Genomic DNA, 18,579 nt, shown 5'->3' on the forward strand with positions numbered 1-18,579 from the left:
GATCGAATTTGTAACGTCAAAGGAAACGAGTCATGACCCGGGTAAAACGCGGCAACGTGGCGCGCAAGCGTCGTAAAAAGATTTTGAAGATGGCGAAAGGGTATCGAGGCTCCCACTCGAAACTCTTCCGTACCGCCAACCAGCAGGTAATGAAGGCCCTGCGCAATGCCTATCGCGATCGCCGCAAGCGCAAACGCGATTTTCGCCGTCTGTGGATTACGCGGATTAACGCGGCGGCCCGACAACAGGGGATGAGCTACAGCCAATTGATCGGCAAACTGAAAAAAGCCAACATCGGTTTAAACCGCAAAATGCTCGCCCAACTCGCGGCGGTCGATCCCAACGCCTTCGCGAAAGTGGTGGAACTGGCGGCGAAAGCATAAAGGCGAGTGCCGTCATGAGCGTCAAAGGCAAAAGAATACTAGGATTGGCCGTTTCTTTTGCCTTTCTCTTACTGGCGGGAATCGCGACGACGGAAGCGGCAGAATTTTCGGAGATCGAGAAGCGGGGTAAGTTGATCGTCGCCGTGAAAGACAACGTTCGCCCCCTGGGATTTCAAGACGATCGCGGAACTCTACAAGGCTTTGAAATCGATCTGGCCCGACAGTTGGCCGAGGAATGGTTGGGTAGCGAAGATGACCTAGAACTCAGACCCGTCCGCAACCGCGATCGCCTCGCTGTGGTTCTCGACGGTTCCGTAGATCTGACGATCGCCCAAGTTACCGCTACGAAATCGCGATCGCGGGTCGTTCGCTTTAGCCTCCCTTACTCGATCGACGGTACCAGTTTGGTCGCGCGCGATCGCCGCTTCCAACAACTCGCCGATTTGCAGGATCGACGGATCGCCGTTTTAGAAGGATCGAGCAGCATCGCCACCATTCGCTACCATTTACCCTCTGCCACGCTCATCGGGGTTTCCTCCTACCAAGGGGCGCTGTCCCTCCTCGAAACAGGTCAGGCGGATGCCTTTGCGGGGGATTTAACCGTGTTGACGGGGTGGACCCAAGACCATGCCGACTATTTCCGCCTTCCGGTGCAACTGTCTGCGGAACCCCTCGCCGTGGTCATGCCCAAAGGTCAACAATACGGCGAACTGCACGCCCGGGTCAACGCGGCGATCGCCCGATGGCAACGGGACGGGTGGCTGCAAGAACGGGCCGAATTCTGGGGTTTACCCGTCGGCGCACTCCCCCCCACCCAGACCGACGCCGAACGATGGATCCCGCGTCCGTTTGCCGCTTTAGTTTCCCGCTTCCCCGGGTTGGGGCGATCGCGCAACCTGCAAATGCCCCAGGAGATGGTTGAAAATCTAAACTCTAAACTCTAAAGTGTGAAATCTCAACTCTAAAATTGACGCGCCATGCCCCCTTCCCGGCATAATAAAGAGTGCAGCGAGTCTGAATCGATCTTTTCAACTTTATGGATAGCTATTTTCCCATTACTTACCTGTCACTGTTACTGTTCTTGCTGAGCATCGTCGGCTGGTTTGTCATCCGGCAAGTGTTTAAAACCCGCAAAATCGAAAAAAACTTGTCTCAACTCCAGCAAAAAGTCAGTCAACAGAAAGCCTCTGCTCAAGAGTATTACGAACTCGGCAGTATTTACCTGGATAAAAAACTCTTTTCCCAAGCTACGGTACAGTTTCAAAAAGCCCTCAAATGTAAAGACTTAGTAGAGGAAGAAAATAAAGCGCTCGTTCATAATGCATTGGGATATGCTTACGTCGGACTCGAACAATACGATGTGGCGATCCGCCAGTATAAAGAAGCGTTGAAATTCTATCCCGACTACGCGATCGCCTGGAATAACCTCGGTTTTGCTTACGAAAAGAAAAAACTGACCGCTCAGGCGATCGAAGCTTACGAAGAAGCGCTCAAATTCGATCCGAATAATAGCACGGCCAAACAACGAGTCAAATCCCTCAGCAAGCGGATTGCCACTCCCGCAAATAATTAACGGCGTCTCTCACAACAATTACTGATGGCGATCGCCCTCAAGTTCTCCGATAAAATTGTCAGGGAAGGGGGGCGATTGCTATAGTTTGCTCTCTGTTCCCACAAGATCGCTTCCTCCGAACTTCTCCTGAAATTGACAGATCGATCGCCGCTCGATCCCGTTCTCCCTTTCCGGTCGTTAAATTTTTATTACAGGCCAAGTTTATGCGTGCATTTACTGATTAAGATCGGAAAGGGTGGAGGCGATCGCCTCGATCGGGAGCGGGATCGCCGTGTTTTTACGTAATCGGCGATCGCTTGAGTCGGCTCCGGGGCTACCAACGGCGATCGCGTCGAGACGATGTTCTCGCCGTTTGCAATAACATCACTTTTTTTAACAAAACCCTTTTTAAAAACCATGCCTAACCCCGTTGAAGATCCAAAATCGGACCATTTTGATAGGGTTCGACCCGCGCGATCGCATCCGATTTGAGATTGATGTTTAAACCCGATCTCAATCCCTTTGAACGCGACCTCAAACCAAGACCCTAGGGACTCTCCGTCAACATAAGAGATTCAATTTGTTGTCAATTTAACCGCCAATTACGCGAAAAAATCGGCGGTTTTGGTTTTCTCGTTGCCATTTCTCGGGCAATGAGTTCGCCCTTTCAATCGATCGCCATTTTAAAATTGCCATTAAAATTGCCATGAATACGCAAATCGGCATTTTATCCGACCTGGAGCTAGGTGCTTCGGGACGGGATGGGTTCGTGCAATGCTCGGAAAAAATGAGCTTCGGGCTCGGCGACGAATGGGCCGTGACCCCGAACGACGACGATCGAGAACCCTGCATTTACCCGGATTTATACATTATCGAACGAGGACGAGTGCGAATAGTCGCCATCGATCGCCAGCGCCAGCGAGAGGTTTGCGCTGCGGTTCTGCAAGCGGGAGATCTGTTCGGCGCCGACGACTATTTCGATCCCGACCCTCTCCCTTACCGGGCGATCGCCGCCAGCGACGGCATCCTTTACCGCCTCGCACGCGATCGCCTGCCGGAGTGGATCGCCGCCAATCCAGGGCTGGCAACCGCTTTACAAGAACGAAGCCGACGACGACAACGGCAAATCTTCTACAAAACCTGCGTTTCCGAGACGCGATCGCACTCCAGCCACGACCTCGCCGGGTTCGTCCCCCACCTCCAAGAGCTCCACCTTCCCGCAGGAGCCAGATTGAGGGAGCTGACCCCCGCACGAGACGGGCGCTTTTGGCTGCGACGGGGGGAACTGTCACCCCCGCAAGCGATCGGCAGCAGTTGGGGCTATCCCGACGATCCCCCAGAGGACGCGATCGCCGCGAGCGAGCTGTGGCTGTACGTTTTGCCGCGAGAACGCTGGGAACGGGGGGCGATCGTCGGTCTCGCTGGCGAGGCGCCCCCAGTCAGTGGAGGTCGAGCCGCCGCCCATTCCCTCACCGTTCCCGTCGCCGTCGAGTCCGAGACCGATCGCGAGGTCCCGAACCGATCCGAACCGGAACCAGGGGCGATCGCCTTTCCCAAACCCTTACGCCGTCGCTTGCAAGACTGGTTCGCCCGCTATCCTACCGTGCGCCAACAATCCTCGTCCGACTGTGGCGCCGCCTGCCTTGCCAGCATCGGCCAATATTGGGGGAAACGCTGGAGTTTGAACGCCTTGCGGGAATTAGCCGGAGTGGGGCGATCGGGGATCGGCTTGAAAAACTTAGCCAAAACCGCCGAACAGCTTGGATTTCACGCCCGACCCGTGCGCGCCTCCTTCAGTCGATTGGCACCGATCGCCCATCCGTGGATCGCCCACTGGGAAGGAATGCACTACGTCGTCGTCTATCGCGTACGCGGCGATCGTCTCTGGATCGGCGATCCGGCGATCGGCAATCGCACGATCTCGCGGGAGGACTTTCTCGCCAGTTGGACCGGATACGCCCTCGTACTCGATCCGGGCGATCGTCTCCAAGACCTCGATCGCGGCAAAACCTCATTAACTCAATTCGGGGCCGTCCTGTGGCCCTATCGTTCCGTCGCCGTTCAAATCGTCCTCGCCTCCCTGCTGCTGCAAATCTTCGGCGTCATCACCCCCTTATTTACTCAAATCATCCTCGATCGCGTCGTCGTCACGAAAAGCCTCAACGCCCTCAATATCTTCGCCCTCGGCTTACTGCTGTTCGGAGTCGGCGCGATCGCCCTCGGCGCCGTCCGCCAATACCTGCTCGATTACTTTTCCAACCGGATCGACCTGACCCTGATCGCCGGATTTATCCGTCACGCCCTCAGTTTGCCCCTCAAATTTTTTGAATCTCGGCGCGTCGGCGACATCATCACCCGGGTTCAAGAAAACCAAAAAATCCAACACTTTCTGATCCGCCAAGTCGTCCTCGCATGGCTCGATTTTCTCATGGGATTTATTTACCTGGGGCTGATGGCGTACTACAACTGGCATTTAACCCTTTTAGTCTTGGCCATGATTCCGCCGATCGCCCTGTTTACCGCGATCGCCACCCCCTTCATGCGGCGCGTTTCCCGGCAAGTTTTCAACAGCGCTGCCGAACAAAACTCCACCCTCGTCGAAATGATGAGCGGCGTGGCGACCCTCAAAGCCACCGCCTCCGAAGTCAACTTGCGCTGGCGCTGGGAAGACCACCTCACCCAATTTCTCAACGCCCAATTTCGGGGTCAAAAATTGGGCAACACCTTGCAATCCGTCGGCGGATTGATCAATACCGTCGGCAGTACGGTACTGCTATGGTACGGCGCCACCTTAGTCATTCAAGATCGACTCTCCATCGGTCAGTTGGTCGCTTTTAACATGATGTTGGGGAAAGTGATTAACCCGGTGTTGGCAATGGTCAACCTCTGGGACGAACTGCAAGAAGTCTGGATTTCCCTCGAACGACTCGACGACGTGTTTGGGGCGCGACCGGAAGAAACCCCCCAACAGCAATTGCTCGTCCTACCGACCTTACGCGGGACGGTGAAGTGCGAAGCGCTTACCTTCCGCTACGACGACGACCAAGAGCGCAATACTTTAGAGAATATTTCCTTTGAGATCGAAGCGGGTCAGACCGTGGCGGTTGTGGGTCGCAGTGGGTCGGGGAAAACTACTTTGATGAATTTATTGCAAGGGTTGTACGGGTCGAGTAGCGGGCGGATTGTCATCGACGGTCACGATATCCGACATGTTTCGCCGTCTTCGTTGCGACGACAGATCGGGGTGGTTCCCCAGGAGTGTTTTTTATTTTCGGGGACGATTTTGGACAATATCACCCTGTACCGGGAGGATGCGACCCTGGAAGCGGCGATCGCCGTGGCGAAATTGGCGGAGGCGCACGGGTTCGTTCAAGATCTGCCGTTGGGGTATTACACGAAAGTGGGAGAGCGCGGATCGTCGCTTTCCGGCGGACAACGGCAACGGATCGCGATCGCCCGGGCGTTGTTGGGCAATCCGAGGATTTTGATTCTCGACGAAGCGACCAGCTCTTTAGATACGGAATCCGAGCGCCGCTTTCAGCAGAACCTGACTCGAATCAGCCGCGATCGCACGACGATCGTCGTCGCTCACCGCCTGTCCACGGTCCGTCATGCGGACTGCATTCTGGTCCTCGATCGCGGCGTCCTCGTCGAACGAGGAACTCACAAAACCCTGATGGCCGCTCGCGGTTTGTACTATCACTTAGCCCAACAACAACTCGATCTTTGAAGTGTAGAGTTGAGGGGAGTGATTGGAAATGGCATTTTTTGGGTAAAATCTACGTGTATCCACTGAATTACCCAGTGATTGATTCGATAAATCTTTAAAAAAGTCAGTTCAAAATCGATTGGTTATAAAATAACTGTAAAGATAGCTACAAAATCTGCCATTTTGGCAGAGTTATCGCCGATCGCATCTTAGTATATTTACGGATGCTGTCGGCGATCGAAAATCAGCACTTCAATCAATCGGTATTCCCTTACGAATAACTCCAACGGCGCCGCGATCGTGCTAGGAAAAGCGAGAGGTTGTAGTGAAGTGGAGCCATTAAATATATACGTTGAGGATCGCTCTAATGATGAATGCGAACTCCCCCATCCCCCGAACCACTGGCATCGACCCCCCTGACGGCGACGAGTTCGTCGCGAGGTCGCCAGACAAGATCGAGAGAGAAGCGAGTCAGATCGTTGGAGGGATTGCTATTTCAGGGTCCGCGCGATCGCCGTCCGCCATCTGGGAGGGGCAGGAAACCCCGGCGCCCGCGTTCCCGGCGACTGCGGGCGATCGGGCCGACTGGTCCGGCGCCGTGCAGCACTTGCTCGACCAACCCGCCGCCGGGTTGACCCGCTACTGGCTCGCAGGCAGCCTTATTTTTTGTGCGATGTTTTTGACCTGGGCCGCCGTGGGAACCGTCGAGGAAGTCGGGCGCGCCCCCGGTTCCCTCGTGCCTCAAGGGCAAGTGTATAAAATTCATCCGACAGATATGGGGAAAGTCACCCGTCTGGCAGTGACAGAGGGGGAACGAGTGCGAGCTGGAGCCGTGTTGGTCGAGTTGGATCCGGAAATGGCGCGCCTGGAAGTCGAGCGACTGGAAGAGCAAAGGACGGCCTATCGCTTGCAGGAGCGGCAAACCCGAGAGTTAATCGCTTCTCAAGGGTTGGAAGCGAAGACCCGCGAGGCGATCGCCCGGGCCGAAATCGCCGAAGGACGGGCGGCGATCGCCCAAGCGGAAAGTCATGTGGCGACGGTGGGGCAATTGTTAGAGCAGTTGCACGCTGAAGTGAGAGCGCTCGAAACCCGGCGCGATCGCCTCGAACCTTTGCAGGAGACCAGTACGCAATTGTTGGAGCAGTTAGAAGGGGATGTGGCGGCTTGGGAGCGACGGCGCGATCGCCTCGAACCCTTAGCCCGTCAGACTGAAGTTTTAATTGCCCAGTTGGAAGAGGAAGCCGAAGCTCAACGGGCCCGGATCGCCCGCCTCGAACCGTTGGTGGAAGAAGGGGCGATTTCTCAGGAATTTTTGTTTCAAGCACGACAAGCCCTACGCCAAAGTGAGGAGGCGATTGTCAGAGCGCAGTTATCGGAGCAAACGATCGCCCGCGACCGTCTCGACGATGCGACCCAAAATTTGCGCGATCGCGCCACGGCCATTTTAAAAACTCAGTTGAGCGAGCAAATGTTAACGGAAGATCGGTTATTTGAAATCGAACAAAGTTTGCGCGACCGTCAGGCGAAAATTGCTGAAACTGAAGGAAATTTGAGCGAGGCGATCGCCGAACTCGAACGACTCGCAGCCCAATTTTCCCAAACTGAAGCCGAAGCCGAGCGCGATCGCCTTGAATCTCGACAACAACTCGAAAAACTCGCCCTTCAACTGACCGAAATTCAAGGTAAAATCGGCGAAACGGAAAAACTGCTCGGCACCGCCAAAGCCAAACTCACCCGGCAATTTATTAAGGCTCCCGTTTCCGGAATCGTCCTCTCTTTAGCGATGGAGCGTCCCGGCGAAGTCGTCGAACCCGGACAGGAAATCGCTACGATCGCCCCCGAAAAATTGCCGCTTATTTTATCGGCGCACTTACCCGAACGCGAAGCGGGGTTTGTTAAGAAAGGAATGGCGGTACAAGTGAAATTTGACGCCTATCCCTATCAAACTTACGGCATTATTCCCGGGACGGTAACGTATATTGCCCCCGATAGCCAAGAAGATCGCGAACTCGGAAAAATTTACCGCGTCGAGATTGCTTTGGCAAAAACAGGGATCGAACATGAAGGGAAAACGATTTATTTCAAACCCGGTCAGACTGCGATCGCCGAAATTGTGATTCGAGAACGCAAGATCGCCGATGTATTACTCGATCCGATCCGTAAAATCAAAGAAAGTGGCATCACCTTTTAATTGTTTTAATTTCTTCATTTTTCATACCAAGAATTAGGAGTTTTAATAATGAGTTTCAATCATTTTTCCTATTCTCATCATAAAAAGCTCGATAAAATCATGACTGTAGATCAGTTTGACTGCGTTGTCGAAGCTATTTTAGCAGGTCGCTATTCTTGGGCCTGCGTTTTAATTTTACGCTTTGGCGGTTATAACCCATTACACTACATTCCTTACCGAACTTACAACCGCTTAGTGAAAGAAAACGAATTAGGCATTCAAGCAAGCGGTCATCGCCTGAATCATAGCGATCGCGAAGAGGAGGAAGTTGCCGAAAAGTCTGCACCCACTAACAACAATCGGATTAAAGATTTAACCTATCTCGAAGTCGTGAGCGATCGGGGGAATAAGGTTGAAGGAAAAGGCAGCTATTTCGATGTTCGTTCGACGCTCGACTTCTGCGATTTTTTCTCCAGAAAGTTTTAATTAACTTACACGCTATAGCAATGCTCGATGATAATGAGAATTGCTATAATTTTTGGTCAGAAATTGTATGAATTTTGGAGACAACAGGGGCGATCGCTTCTTCCTAAATATTGCTGTAGGGAGGGGCGATCGGTATCACCATTAAAAGCATCTTTAAAGCATTAACTTCGATCATTTTTTTGGAGGAAATACACCCGACATGAGGTATATTTCTAAAGTTTTTCATGACCACTCATGCCTGAGAAAATAGTTTTTTACTAGTAATTTATTTGATTTCATAAATTTTTATTTATTGGAAAAATCTGCCAAAATGGCAACACAAATCCAGAAATCTTTTCTAAGATAAGTTATCTCGAATAAAAGAGAACATCACTGTAAGCATCAATCTCCTTCACCCAAAACGAGGAGAGCAATGCTTCTAGCAATAAACTCATCCGAATGAGGACAAAAAAATGATCGTTTCAGAACTCAACTACTTGGAAGAAGTTAGCGAAGCCAATCAAGTGACCGGAGCGGCTGATGCATCTAGTTCCACCTATGTTTTGGCAGGCGGGTTGCTAGCTGGCGTTATGACTGGAACCACGGCTGAAGCTAACGAAAGTTTGAGTTGGTTCGGTTACCGCAGTTCTGCACGCACGAGCGGTTACGTGAGTGCTTTAGCACTGTATGGATCGGTTCTTGGTTCTAGTTCTAGTATTGCGTCCGCTTAGTCCTACTCCGGCAGTGGGAAAGGTTACGAAATTGCTTCAACTCTCCCCGCCTCTTGAGTTCGTATAACTCGATTAATAACCCCAAAATATACGATCTCAATCGTTAATTTCAAGTCTTGCTTTTTCCTGATTTTTGACAAACTTTTTACCAATTCTTGAGGAGCAATCCCATGAAACTTACTGACCTCAATCATCTCGAAGTTATTAACAATACCGATCGCATCGACGGTGCTGGATTCGCCTTAAGTGAAGCTGGTGCAAGCGGTATTGGCCTCTTAGTCCAGGTCGAAATGGGTACTTTTTCTGAAGCGGGTCGTATCGGTAATTTCTTCAGCCATGTTTCCTATGGTATTACCGGGGCGCAAGCTGGAGGTCTCGTTCTGGGCGGTACCATTGGTGCTTCAGCATATAGCTTAGCGATTAGCTAGTCAGCAAAATCGGAAGTATCGGCAGTCAACTCCTTCATTTAAAGATCTTGCTTCTATCACATATCCTCCTTTTTGAAAGGGGGGAGGAGGGTATTTTTCGAGTGAAGTAAGAGAAAAGTTGGTCAGGCGGGCGTCTTGCCCGCCATTACTACCACAATTGTTGTCTGAATTCAAATAATCGTAAAACCGATCTACATCGAGGAGAAGAGCGACCATGATTGTTTCTGATTTGAATTATTGTGAAGTTACTCATTTAACCGACGATCTTCAAGGAGGAGCCATCACGGAAATTACCATTTCTGGATTGGCGATCGGTGAGTTTACAAAGCTGTTTTTGGAAACTAGGGCTTTTGCAGTTTCTTTACCCTATGGGGCATCGGTCTCGTTCAGTGGTGGGGTAGGTATTTCTGTGGCTGTTAATTTACCGGATATTCCTTCATTTTCAATCCCGTAAGTATGCGAAGGGGTTTGAACTTTGCAAATTCATGTAAATTTCTCTTCCAAAAAGGGGCTGCAGCTCCGCTTTTCTCCGATCGCCGATTGAAATCATTTAATAATTTTCTCATTTAGAAGTTCACTTTAACCTCTATTTCCTCGAAAAAACTTATCACTAAATCTGGCGAGACTCGCCAGATAGATTAACCATATTTCGAGGGTTGTAAAACTGGTAGTTTTGGCGACTGATGGAAGTGGAAACCCAAGGGCGATCGCCCAATTTTAACTCATTTTACAACTGATTTTATCCGTGAATTGGCGCGATCGCCCCTCGATCTTCCGACCTAATGCAACAGTCAACCGACAACAAAATTCACGAAGAAAACGAGGAAAGCGAGGAAAACGAGGTTGTCAACGCTATATACAGGAGTTCGATCGCCATGCCAGAATTAGAAGAATTGATTGCGATCGCCGATCCCGACTCGGCGATACTTGGATCGTGGGAAGAAATCCCAGGAGACGATTCTTTAGCGGAGGTCGATCCCGACAGTCCCACTAGCAGTGCGTCTGCAACGAGTACGGCGTTTGTCGATGAAACGGGGGCCGGAAGCAGCAGCGAAGCGATCGCCACGTCCCCCACTGGAGATACCGTAAGTGAGAGCGAGTCCGCTTTCTCTCCGGAAGGAACAGCGAGCAACAGTGCGGCGACGGCAACCGTTGCCAGCGAAGCACCTCCAACGGCGACGGCATCGGCTGAAGTCTCGGAACCTTCAGTCTCGGAAGCTCCCATCGAGGAACCTGCTATTTCCGACAGCCCCACCGACCTCAATCCCGTCAGGGAGGAAAATGTCCTCGACACGGGTACTACACCCGCACCGAACGTTACCGAAGTCTCTGCAAGTAGCACGGCAGTTGCCGATTCTACGGGAACGATAATTAGCAGCGAAGCGACGGTCACCGCGACGACGGGAGAGGCGCAAACGGAGACTGTAAGCGTATTTACGCCCACAGAAACGGAAAGCGCCACCTCGGCGACGGCGATCGCCTCGGCAACAGAAGCCCCGATCGCCAGTGCTACTAACAGCACGTCAGAACCGCCACCGCCTCCGAGCGAAAGTGAGACCCCGATCGCGATCGCCGCAACCACAAACGCGGAACCGCCACCGCTCATCTCGCCCCCACCGCCGATCTCACCGCCACCGCCCATCGTCGAGATCGATCCGGTCGAGCTACCCCCAGACGTGCTAGAACCCGGCAGCCCGTTGGGGACGGCGAGTGACGACAATATTTTAGGAAGCGCCGATGACGACTACATGCGGGCGATGGAAGGAGACGACGCCATTACGGGAAGTATAGGGAGCGATATTCTCAATGGGAACAAAGGCAACGATACGGTTGCCGGAGGCGAAGGTGACGATATCGTTCGTGGCGGACAAGGTGACGATCTTTTATTGGGTAACAATGGTGGCGATATTTTGATCGGCGATTATGGGAGCGATACCCTGATTGGGGGAAGCGGCACCGACTGGTTCGTGTTGAGAACGGTAACGGCATCGGATAGTCTCACTTTAGCGGATGTAATTCTTGATTTCAATGCCGACAATTTCGATAAAATAGGGATAGATAACGGCGTGTCTCTCGAAAATATTGTTTTGGAAGCCGTCGATTTTAATGGAGACGGGGCGATCGATTCCACGGTCGTTAAAATTGGATCGAGTGGTGGTGAAGAACCTATTTTAGGAGTAGTTTTGGGAACGGTCGATGCTTTTGGGAATACCACTCTGGGTCTAGACGATTTTATCGTCGTCAGCGACGATATTTTAGCCAAAGGTTAATAGAAGATCGCTTTTTATTGAAGGATGAGATCGGCGATCGAGCTATCCTCAACAGTCCAACGGGGGTTCTCAGATACTTGTAAGTTTTAATGTCAACGAAATCTAGGTTTCGATCGTCTTACGAGTATCAATTTTTCTTCGGGTCGAAGTGCAAATTCATACGCTAACTGTTGCCAAGGTGAATGTTGTAGAACGATCGATTATTCCCAACGATATTATTGACTTCCTGAAAAAAGAAATGCGTTTTCAGGAAGTCACTCAGGGGATTTTGTTTCAAAAAATTATTGACCGGGTGGCACGGGAGCGATCGCTAGAAGTCAGCGATGCAGAAATTCAAGCACGAGCTGATGAATTTCGGTTGCAACATCGGCTGGAAAAAGCATCGGATACGCTGGCATGGTTGCGCGATCGCGGGATTTCTATTGAAGATTGGGAACGGGGGATCCGCGATCGGCTCTTAGCAGAAAAATTAGCCCGTGCTTTATTTGACGACGATCTCGAAAAGATTTTTACCGAAAATCGAACGCAGTTCGATCGCGTTTTACTCTATCAAATTGTCGTTCCTTACGAAAAAGTTGCTCGCGAGTTATTTTATCAAATTGACGAACAAGAAATCAGTTTTTATCAAGCTGCACACCTTTATGACATAGACGAACGACGACGGCTTTATTGTGGTTTTGAAGGAGAAGTTACCCGGTCGAGTTTGCCCCCCGTTCTGGCATCGGCAGTATTTGGCGCTCGCATCGGCGAAGTTCTCGGTCCGGTGCATACCGAACGGGGGTATCATTTGCTGTTAGTCGAAGCCTCTATTCCTGCTGAATTGACCCCACAAGTGCGCCAGGAATTACGCGATCGCCTGTTTCAACAATGGCTACTGCACGAATTAACGTATCACTTGCAAACTGAAGAAATACAATCTGAATCGAGGCAAACGTAAGAGAACGATCGGCAAAAAGGGCAACTCTAAGATCTAAGAGTTACCCTTTTTCATCGTTCGACCGAGGATCGATCCCTATCTCGTTCTTGATTTTTGATAGCAGTTATGGCGATCGCGAATGAGTTTGAAGCAGTCTTTGAATAAACGGGCTGGGAAAGGCGATCGCCGCAATCTTTTATATTTTTATTTCGTCAGCCCATGTTCTAAGGCATAACGAACTAACTCCGTTCGACTATTCGTTCCCGTTTTACTAAACAAACGACTGACGTATTTTTCGACATTTCGCACGCTAGTTTCTAACGTTTTAGCGATTTCTTTATTCATCAAACCTTGGGCGACTAAATCCAAAACACTTTGCTCTCTCGGGGTCAGATCGACCTTAATCGGTGGCGGTGTTTGGGCGATCGCGCTGCGCCCGGTCAGCAGGGACTTAATTTCGCCAATTTCGCGCGCTAACGAGGCAATATCGGGGGTTTCCCCGGTTTCCGGGGTTTGGGCGGCGCGACGGTCGAGCAAGTTTTTAACGATGGCTACCAATTCATCGGGATCGAACGGTTTCGACAAATAGGCATCGCACCCCGCTTGATAGCCTTGAATGCGATCGCCCGTCATCCCGCGCGCGGTTAAAAAGACGACGGGAAGCGCTTTAAATCGAGGATCTTCGCGCAGTTGCTTGAGAAACTCGTAACCATCGACATGAGGCATCATAATATCGGTAATGACCAATTCCGGCAGTTTCTGCTGCAAAAGTTCCCAACCCTGTTCGGCATTGCTGGCGACCTCTACCTGAAATCCTTCATCTTCGAGATAGGCTTGTACCGCTTCGCGCAAACCCGGTTCGTCATCGACCAGTAATAACTGTGCTGACATTTTCCCTGACCCTTTTTCCTGGTTTTGTTTTCTTCACTCACTCTAGCGAACTGCACGGGATTTGGGCGATAGGGGAGTGACCGTTCGCTGCGGCTTACTCCCCTCGATTTTAGGACCGTTTGAGTTCTTCTATCCGAACGCTCAAATAACGATTTTCCCGAATTAAACGCATTACCGATTCAATACTCACTTTTGTTTCTCCCAAGGTAATCAATAAGTGCGATCCCATTTCTAGGGCGGCTTCAAATTCCGGCTGCACGACTTCGCGGGCGCCGAGATGGGAGAGCAGGTCGATTTCGTTGTTGTAATGACAGCGAGCGACGACATCGAGGTGAGGGGCGATCGCCAAGGCCCGTTTGAGCAACAAGCGCGTCGAAGCGGGATCGGGAAGGGCGATCGCCAAGGCTTTAGCTTTTTCTAAATGGGCTTTTTCCAAAACTAATTCCGAATCTCCATCCCCAAAAATATAGGGAATCTGATTCATTCTCAGCCGTTGAATGGCAGCTTCGCTATTTTCAATGACTAAAATTTTGTGGCCGCGATCGTGCAGAATATTGACCAACACTTGGCCGACTCGTCCGTATCCCGCCACGACGACGTGATTGTTAATCGTATCGGGAATAGAAAGGGATTTGACATTGCGAAACTGTTGCAAATAAGGTTCTAAGAAGGGGATTTCGGCCACGCGATCGGCTAAAACGGGGGACCATTTTAGAAAAAATGGAGTGAGGACTAAAGTAATTGCCGTAATCCCTAACAGTAATAAATACTGTTCGCGATCGATAAATTGTTCCTCTAAAGCAACCAAAGCTAAAACAAAGGAAAATTCCCCAATTTGATTCAATCCTAAACTCACCGTCATCGCGGTTTTAAAAGAATAACCGAATTTTAAAACAATTGGTAAAATCACGATCGCCTTGCCGAGCATCACGACTACGACTAAACTGAAAATTGTATGCCAATTATTCGCCAAAACCACCGGGTCGATCAACATCCCGATCGATGCAAAAAATAAGCTGGCAAATGTATCCCGTAGGGGCAAAATTTTAGCCAGGGCTTGATCGGCGTAATCGATTTCTGACATCATCAATCCGGCGACAAAAGCCCCCATTTCTACCGATAAACCTAGAGCAGCCGTAACCAAAGCGACCCCCAAACATAAGGCGATCGTCGTCAACAGAAACAATTCGCTACTTTCGGTATTGGCAACAGTTTTAATTAAAGGTGGTACCAGCCAGCGACCTGCCGCAAATGCCGCCACTAAAAAGAGCAGACCTTTAAGAACGGCAGCGATCAGGGCGCCAGTCAGATTGGCGGGTTCGTTGAGGGCGGGTAAAATCGCCAACATCAGCCCCAAGGCAAGATCCTGGGCGATTAAAATAGCTAACATCACTTGACCGTGAAGGGTATTGGTTTCTCCCCGTTCGGTCAAAGATTTGAGAACTACCGCCGTCGATGAGAGTGAGAGAATCGCCCCGAGAAAGATGCCTTGAGTAAAGTTTTCTACCCACCCGACTCCGGTCGCCAGGAGGGCGACCAAGCCGATGGTGAGGCCAATTTGCAACAAACTCCCTTTGAGGGCAATGTCTTTGACCCGTTTGAGTTCGGTCAAGGAAAATTCAACCCCGAGGGCGAATAAGAGGAACGCGACACCAATTTCGGCCAAGGCTTTGATTTGGGCGGTATCGCTCAATAATTTGAACCCAAATGGCCCGACAACTAAACCACTGACGAGATAACCGAGCAGTATAGGTTGTCCGAGACGCTTGCTGGTGTAGCCTCCGAGGGCAGACGCGCCCAAAACGGTCGTCAGGTCGAGAATGAAATGATGTTCGGCGGCCATGTCAATTTAAAGCAGAGGTGAACAACTCACAATTAAAGCGTTTGTAGATAAAGAAGATGAGAAGACGGGGCGATCGCCGTTCGTCCCCGACTCGTCCCCGCCATTATAAGAGAAACTTATATTAATGATTAATAAATATTTTTGTTAAAACCCTTTACAAAGCTTAACAATCCCGTTAAGATGGGAACCATCATACAAACCACCTTGAAAACCAAATAGCACTCATAAACACATGACGACTACCTTACAGCAGCGCGAAAGCGCCTCCCTGTGGGATCGGTTCTGCGAGTGGGTTGCCAGCACCGAAAACCGCCTTTACATCGGCTGGTTCGGCGTGTTGATGATCCCCACCCTCTTGACCGCCACGACCTGCTTCATCATCGCCTTCATCGCGGCTCCTCCCGTTGACATCGACGGCATCCGCGAACCCGTTGCCGGGTCCTTGCTCTACGGGAACAACATCATCTCCGGTGCTGTGGTTCCTTCTTCCAACGCGATCGGGTTGCACTTCTACCCGATTTGGGAAGCGGCGAGCTTGGATGAATGGCTCTACAACGGCGGCCCCTATCAGTTAGTGATCTTCCACTTCCTGATCGGCGTGTTCTGCTACATGGGTCGCGAATGGGAACTGAGCTACCGTCTGGGGATGCGTCCTTGGATCTGCGTCGCTTACAGCGCTCCCGTCGCCGCCGCTACCGCCGTGTTCTTGATCTATCCTTTGGGTCAAGGCAGCTTCTCCGACGGAATGCCCTTGGGCATCAGTGGCACCTTCAACTTCATGTTGGTGTTCCAAGCCGAACACAACATTTTGATGCACCCCTTCCACCAACTCGGTGTTGCCGGGGTCTTCGGCGGTGCGCTGTTCAGTGCCATGCACGGTTCCTTGGTGACCAGCTCCTTGGTTCGTGAAACCACCGAAACCGAGTCTCAAAACTACGGTTACAAATTCGGTCAAGAGGAAGAAACCTACAACATCGTTGCGGCTCACGGCTACTTCGGTCGTTTGATCTTCCAATATGCCTCGTTCAACAACAGCCGCTCTCTGCACTTCTTCTTAGCGGCTTGGCCCGTGGTTGGCATCTGGTTTACCGCTTTGGGTATTTCCACGATGGCGTTCAACCTCAATGGCTTCAACTTCAACCAGTCGATTGTTGACTCTCAAGGTCGCGCGATTGGTACCTGGGCTGATGTCATCAACCGTGCCAACTTGGGTATGGAAGTCATGCACGAGCGCAACGCTCACAACTTCCCCTTAGATTTGGCGAGCACCGATGCTACTCCGGTTGCTTTGACCGCTCCTCAAATCAACGGCTAATTCTTTTTAGCTAGATTCAATAAAAAGCGTCCTCGAAAGGGGGCGCTTTTTTATTGGGGATTTGGAATGTAAGCTGTTAGACATTTAAACTGCATGAGTCAAACCAGCAGGGGTTTGGTAACCAAACCCCTGCTGGACACAAACCCTTACAGGACACAATAGTATTTGGTAGTGCGGGCATCCTGCCCACCTCGTAACTATGCATTTTAAAAAATAAACAGCTTATGGGTAATTTTTCACAACCGAATTACAGAAAACACAACGTTATCAGTTGAATTTTGAATGTTTTAATATTGTAAATTTATTCCAGGGAACGTGAGTGAAGCTGAATATATTGTTTAAATACAGGATTGAGTAGAAACTGAGATCGACCTTCTTCAGCAATTTTTTCTACTAAGCCCCGTCTAACTAAAGATTGAATGGCTTCCCATAATTCAGATTTGGAAAATTCGCGACGATCGAGTTTCCGAGAAAGATCTACTGCTTGATTTTGAGAAGCCAACCAAGAACTTGCCTGTTTTTCTAGTTCCGATAACCTTTCTAACTGAGATTCTATAATTGGTTCTAAATCGCCTACAAAGATGTCTTTGCGATCGGCTAAAAATAAGGAAACGCTACCGTCAAAGAGTTCGACAATGGTTGAGGCGATGATATTTAACCAGACAGGATGACCTTGATACAGATCGATCAGTTCAGGCCATTTTTCCTCATCAGTTAATCCTTTTTGTCGGCAAATTTCCTCAGCCTGAGATCCTAATCCTTTCAAGTGTAAAGTTTTGGCAGGTCGGTTTTCTGCTTCTAATGTCGCGATTTCCCTGGGTTTTTCCCAACTGAGAAGGATGACACAACTGTGATGAGGGTTTCTCGCAATTTGTTTAAAAAATTTGCCATAGTCTTTATATATTTTGAGATATTGACCCGCTAATGCGTCACTTTGAAAAAGATTCTCCACGTCATCCAAAATAACCAAACAATGTGAATTACGAAAATAATCAATCAGAGTTGGTAAGGGAGTCAGTTGAGACTGAGCAAAAAATTCTTTCAGTTCGGTTTTTAGACTAGACAGGGTGGGAGTATTGCTTAAACTTCGCCAAATAATATAGTCAAATTCACGATTGATTTGTTCGATGAGTTTAAGGGTAAGGGCGCTTTTCCCAATTTCACTTAAACCGTAAATGCTGATTAAGCGAGTCTGCTCTTTGAATATCCAGTCTTTGAGGGTAGAAAGTTCGGTGGTGCGGTTGTAAAAATTAGTTAATTCCGGTGCGTCTGCTAAGTTAATGATAGGTGACTGATTTTGGCTTGTGCCAGAGTTAAGAGAAGAGGGAAATCGGGGTTGTTCCCCACAAATATTGATATTACCATTACCGAATCCTATTTGTAAGCAATCACCGTAATTTGAAATATTAGATATTTCCGCTTGTTCTAGCAAAGAACACACATTCGACTTTTTAACATCTTCTCCAATCACATCAGATAGAATTTTCCATAACTTCCATGCCTCTTTTTTGACATGATCGTAACTTCGCTGATTTTCATCCGCAATTTCTTGATAATCTTGATGTCGCCAAACTCCTTCTAGTATAGATTTTTGTAGAGATTCAAGATGTTTTCCTGTTTTAGCGAAGACTTGCTCATCCGTCCAACTTAAAACTTCCTGAATGTCCATAGCTCAAAGAGGGGCAATTCAACGATGATTCCCACTTTATCACACTTGTTCCCACTTGAACTCGAAAATCCCACTTTTTCCTACAAAAACAATCATATAAAAAATCGTAAAATACCACTTTATAGCACTTTTATTGCTATGCAGATATCATTTTTTATATTAAAATCGGTAGAAATACAAGGAACAGACTTTCTGGTTTACTTGTACTTTCTTTCAATCTCCCATAAGGTAGAATGA

At 49.7% G+C, this 18,579-nt stretch carries 15 protein-coding genes; 12 read left to right on the forward strand and 3 right to left on the reverse strand.

Annotated elements, in window-relative coordinates:
* The first annotated feature begins 32 nt into the window (after nucleotides 1–32).
* From rplT to JJD41_RS17490, 11 genes are all read left to right on the forward strand, one after another.
* Nucleotides 33–383: a 50S ribosomal protein L20 gene (gene rplT / locus JJD41_RS17440; protein ID WP_168570813.1), complete on the forward strand. Its 351-nt coding sequence runs from the start codon at nucleotides 33–35 to the stop codon at nucleotides 381–383.
* Between the two features lie 14 nt (nucleotides 384–397).
* Nucleotides 398–1,327 carry a transporter substrate-binding domain-containing protein gene (locus JJD41_RS17445; RefSeq protein WP_200668788.1) on the forward strand — a complete coding sequence of 310 codons (930 nt, stop codon included), beginning with the start codon at nucleotides 398–400 and terminating at the stop codon, nucleotides 1,325–1,327.
* 92 nt (nucleotides 1,328–1,419) lie between these two features.
* A complete protein-coding gene (locus JJD41_RS17450; protein WP_168570811.1) occupies nucleotides 1,420–1,956 on the forward strand; it encodes a tetratricopeptide repeat protein in 537 nt (178 codons plus the stop codon).
* A 685-nt stretch (nucleotides 1,957–2,641) separates the two neighbouring features.
* The gene (locus JJD41_RS17455) at nucleotides 2,642–5,665 is read left to right on the forward strand and encodes an ABC transporter transmembrane domain-containing protein (RefSeq protein WP_200668789.1); all 3,024 of its coding nucleotides are present in this window, start codon (nucleotides 2,642–2,644) and stop codon (nucleotides 5,663–5,665) included.
* 346 nt (nucleotides 5,666–6,011) lie between these two features.
* Nucleotides 6,012–7,835, forward strand: a complete 1,824-nt coding sequence (locus JJD41_RS17460) for an HlyD family efflux transporter periplasmic adaptor subunit (RefSeq protein WP_234488889.1) — start codon at nucleotides 6,012–6,014, stop codon at nucleotides 7,833–7,835.
* Nucleotides 7,836–7,883: 48 nt separating this feature from the next.
* Nucleotides 7,884–8,300, forward strand: a complete 417-nt coding sequence (locus JJD41_RS17465) for a HetP family heterocyst commitment protein (RefSeq protein ID WP_200668791.1) — start codon at nucleotides 7,884–7,886, stop codon at nucleotides 8,298–8,300.
* Nucleotides 8,301–8,752: 452 nt separating this feature from the next.
* Nucleotides 8,753–9,010 (forward strand): hypothetical protein, encoded by a 258-nt coding sequence (locus JJD41_RS17470; RefSeq protein ID WP_200668792.1) that lies wholly within the window; start codon nucleotides 8,753–8,755, stop codon nucleotides 9,008–9,010.
* A 170-nt stretch (nucleotides 9,011–9,180) separates the two neighbouring features.
* On the forward strand, nucleotides 9,181–9,438 hold the full coding sequence (locus tag JJD41_RS17475) for a hypothetical protein (RefSeq protein WP_200668793.1): 258 nt from the start codon (nucleotides 9,181–9,183) through the stop codon (nucleotides 9,436–9,438).
* A gap of 214 nt (nucleotides 9,439–9,652) precedes the next feature.
* Nucleotides 9,653–9,892, forward strand: coding sequence for a hypothetical protein (locus JJD41_RS17480; RefSeq protein ID WP_200668794.1), 240 nt, complete (start codon nucleotides 9,653–9,655; stop codon nucleotides 9,890–9,892).
* A 328-nt stretch (nucleotides 9,893–10,220) separates the two neighbouring features.
* The gene (locus JJD41_RS17485) at nucleotides 10,221–11,708 is read left to right on the forward strand and encodes a hypothetical protein (protein WP_200668795.1); all 1,488 of its coding nucleotides are present in this window, start codon (nucleotides 10,221–10,223) and stop codon (nucleotides 11,706–11,708) included.
* Between the two features lie 148 nt (nucleotides 11,709–11,856).
* Nucleotides 11,857–12,645, forward strand: a complete 789-nt coding sequence (locus JJD41_RS17490) for a peptidylprolyl isomerase (protein WP_370583872.1) — start codon at nucleotides 11,857–11,859, stop codon at nucleotides 12,643–12,645.
* A gap of 183 nt (nucleotides 12,646–12,828) precedes the next feature.
* Here JJD41_RS17490 and JJD41_RS17495 read toward each other — a convergent pair whose 3' ends face one another.
* Together JJD41_RS17495 and JJD41_RS17500 are read right to left on the reverse strand one after the other, a co-directional pair.
* On the reverse strand, nucleotides 12,829–13,515 hold the full coding sequence (locus tag JJD41_RS17495; protein ID WP_200668796.1) for a response regulator transcription factor: 687 nt from the start codon (nucleotides 13,513–13,515) through the stop codon (nucleotides 12,829–12,831).
* A gap of 109 nt (nucleotides 13,516–13,624) precedes the next feature.
* Nucleotides 13,625–15,358, reverse strand: a complete 1,734-nt coding sequence (locus tag JJD41_RS17500) for a cation:proton antiporter (protein WP_200668797.1) — start codon at nucleotides 15,356–15,358, stop codon at nucleotides 13,625–13,627.
* A 232-nt stretch (nucleotides 15,359–15,590) separates the two neighbouring features.
* Between JJD41_RS17500 and psbA the strand changes: the two genes are divergently transcribed.
* Entirely contained in the window at nucleotides 15,591–16,673 is a 1,083-nt protein-coding gene (gene psbA / locus JJD41_RS17505) for a photosystem II q(b) protein (RefSeq protein WP_168568072.1), read from the forward strand.
* Between the two features lie 301 nt (nucleotides 16,674–16,974).
* Here psbA and JJD41_RS17510 read toward each other — a convergent pair whose 3' ends face one another.
* Nucleotides 16,975–18,342 (reverse strand): NB-ARC domain-containing protein, encoded by a 1,368-nt coding sequence (locus JJD41_RS17510; protein ID WP_200668798.1) that lies wholly within the window; start codon nucleotides 18,340–18,342, stop codon nucleotides 16,975–16,977.
* Between the last annotated feature and the right edge of the window lie 237 nt (nucleotides 18,343–18,579).

The organism is Oxynema mangrovii CENA135 (assembly GCF_016632315.1).
Classification (GTDB): Bacteria; Cyanobacteriota; Cyanobacteriia; order Cyanobacteriales; family Laspinemataceae; genus Oxynema; species Oxynema aestuarii.

Coding starts and splice junctions, on each gene's coding strand:
- JJD41_RS17480 (WP_200668794.1), top strand. CDS start 9,653: ATGATTGTTTCTGATTTGAATTATTGTGAAGTTACTCATTTAACCGAC.
- rplT (WP_168570813.1), top strand. CDS start 33: ATGACCCGGGTAAAACGCGGCAACGTGGCGCGCAAGCGTCGTAAAAAG.
- psbA (WP_168568072.1), top strand. CDS start 15,591: ATGACGACTACCTTACAGCAGCGCGAAAGCGCCTCCCTGTGGGATCGG.
- JJD41_RS17470 (WP_200668792.1), top strand. CDS start 8,753: ATGATCGTTTCAGAACTCAACTACTTGGAAGAAGTTAGCGAAGCCAAT.
- JJD41_RS17475 (WP_200668793.1), top strand. CDS start 9,181: ATGAAACTTACTGACCTCAATCATCTCGAAGTTATTAACAATACCGAT.
- JJD41_RS17485 (WP_200668795.1), top strand. CDS start 10,221: ATGCAACAGTCAACCGACAACAAAATTCACGAAGAAAACGAGGAAAGC.
- JJD41_RS17450 (WP_168570811.1), top strand. CDS start 1,420: ATGGATAGCTATTTTCCCATTACTTACCTGTCACTGTTACTGTTCTTG.
- JJD41_RS17445 (WP_200668788.1), top strand. CDS start 398: ATGAGCGTCAAAGGCAAAAGAATACTAGGATTGGCCGTTTCTTTTGCC.
- JJD41_RS17510 (WP_200668798.1), bottom strand. CDS start 18,342: ATGGACATTCAGGAAGTTTTAAGTTGGACGGATGAGCAAGTCTTCGCT.
- JJD41_RS17460 (WP_234488889.1), top strand. CDS start 6,012: ATGATGAATGCGAACTCCCCCATCCCCCGAACCACTGGCATCGACCCC.
- JJD41_RS17495 (WP_200668796.1), bottom strand. CDS start 13,515: ATGTCAGCACAGTTATTACTGGTCGATGACGAACCGGGTTTGCGCGAA.
- JJD41_RS17465 (WP_200668791.1), top strand. CDS start 7,884: ATGAGTTTCAATCATTTTTCCTATTCTCATCATAAAAAGCTCGATAAA.
- JJD41_RS17500 (WP_200668797.1), bottom strand. CDS start 15,358: ATGGCCGCCGAACATCATTTCATTCTCGACCTGACGACCGTTTTGGGC.
- JJD41_RS17455 (WP_200668789.1), top strand. CDS start 2,642: ATGAATACGCAAATCGGCATTTTATCCGACCTGGAGCTAGGTGCTTCG.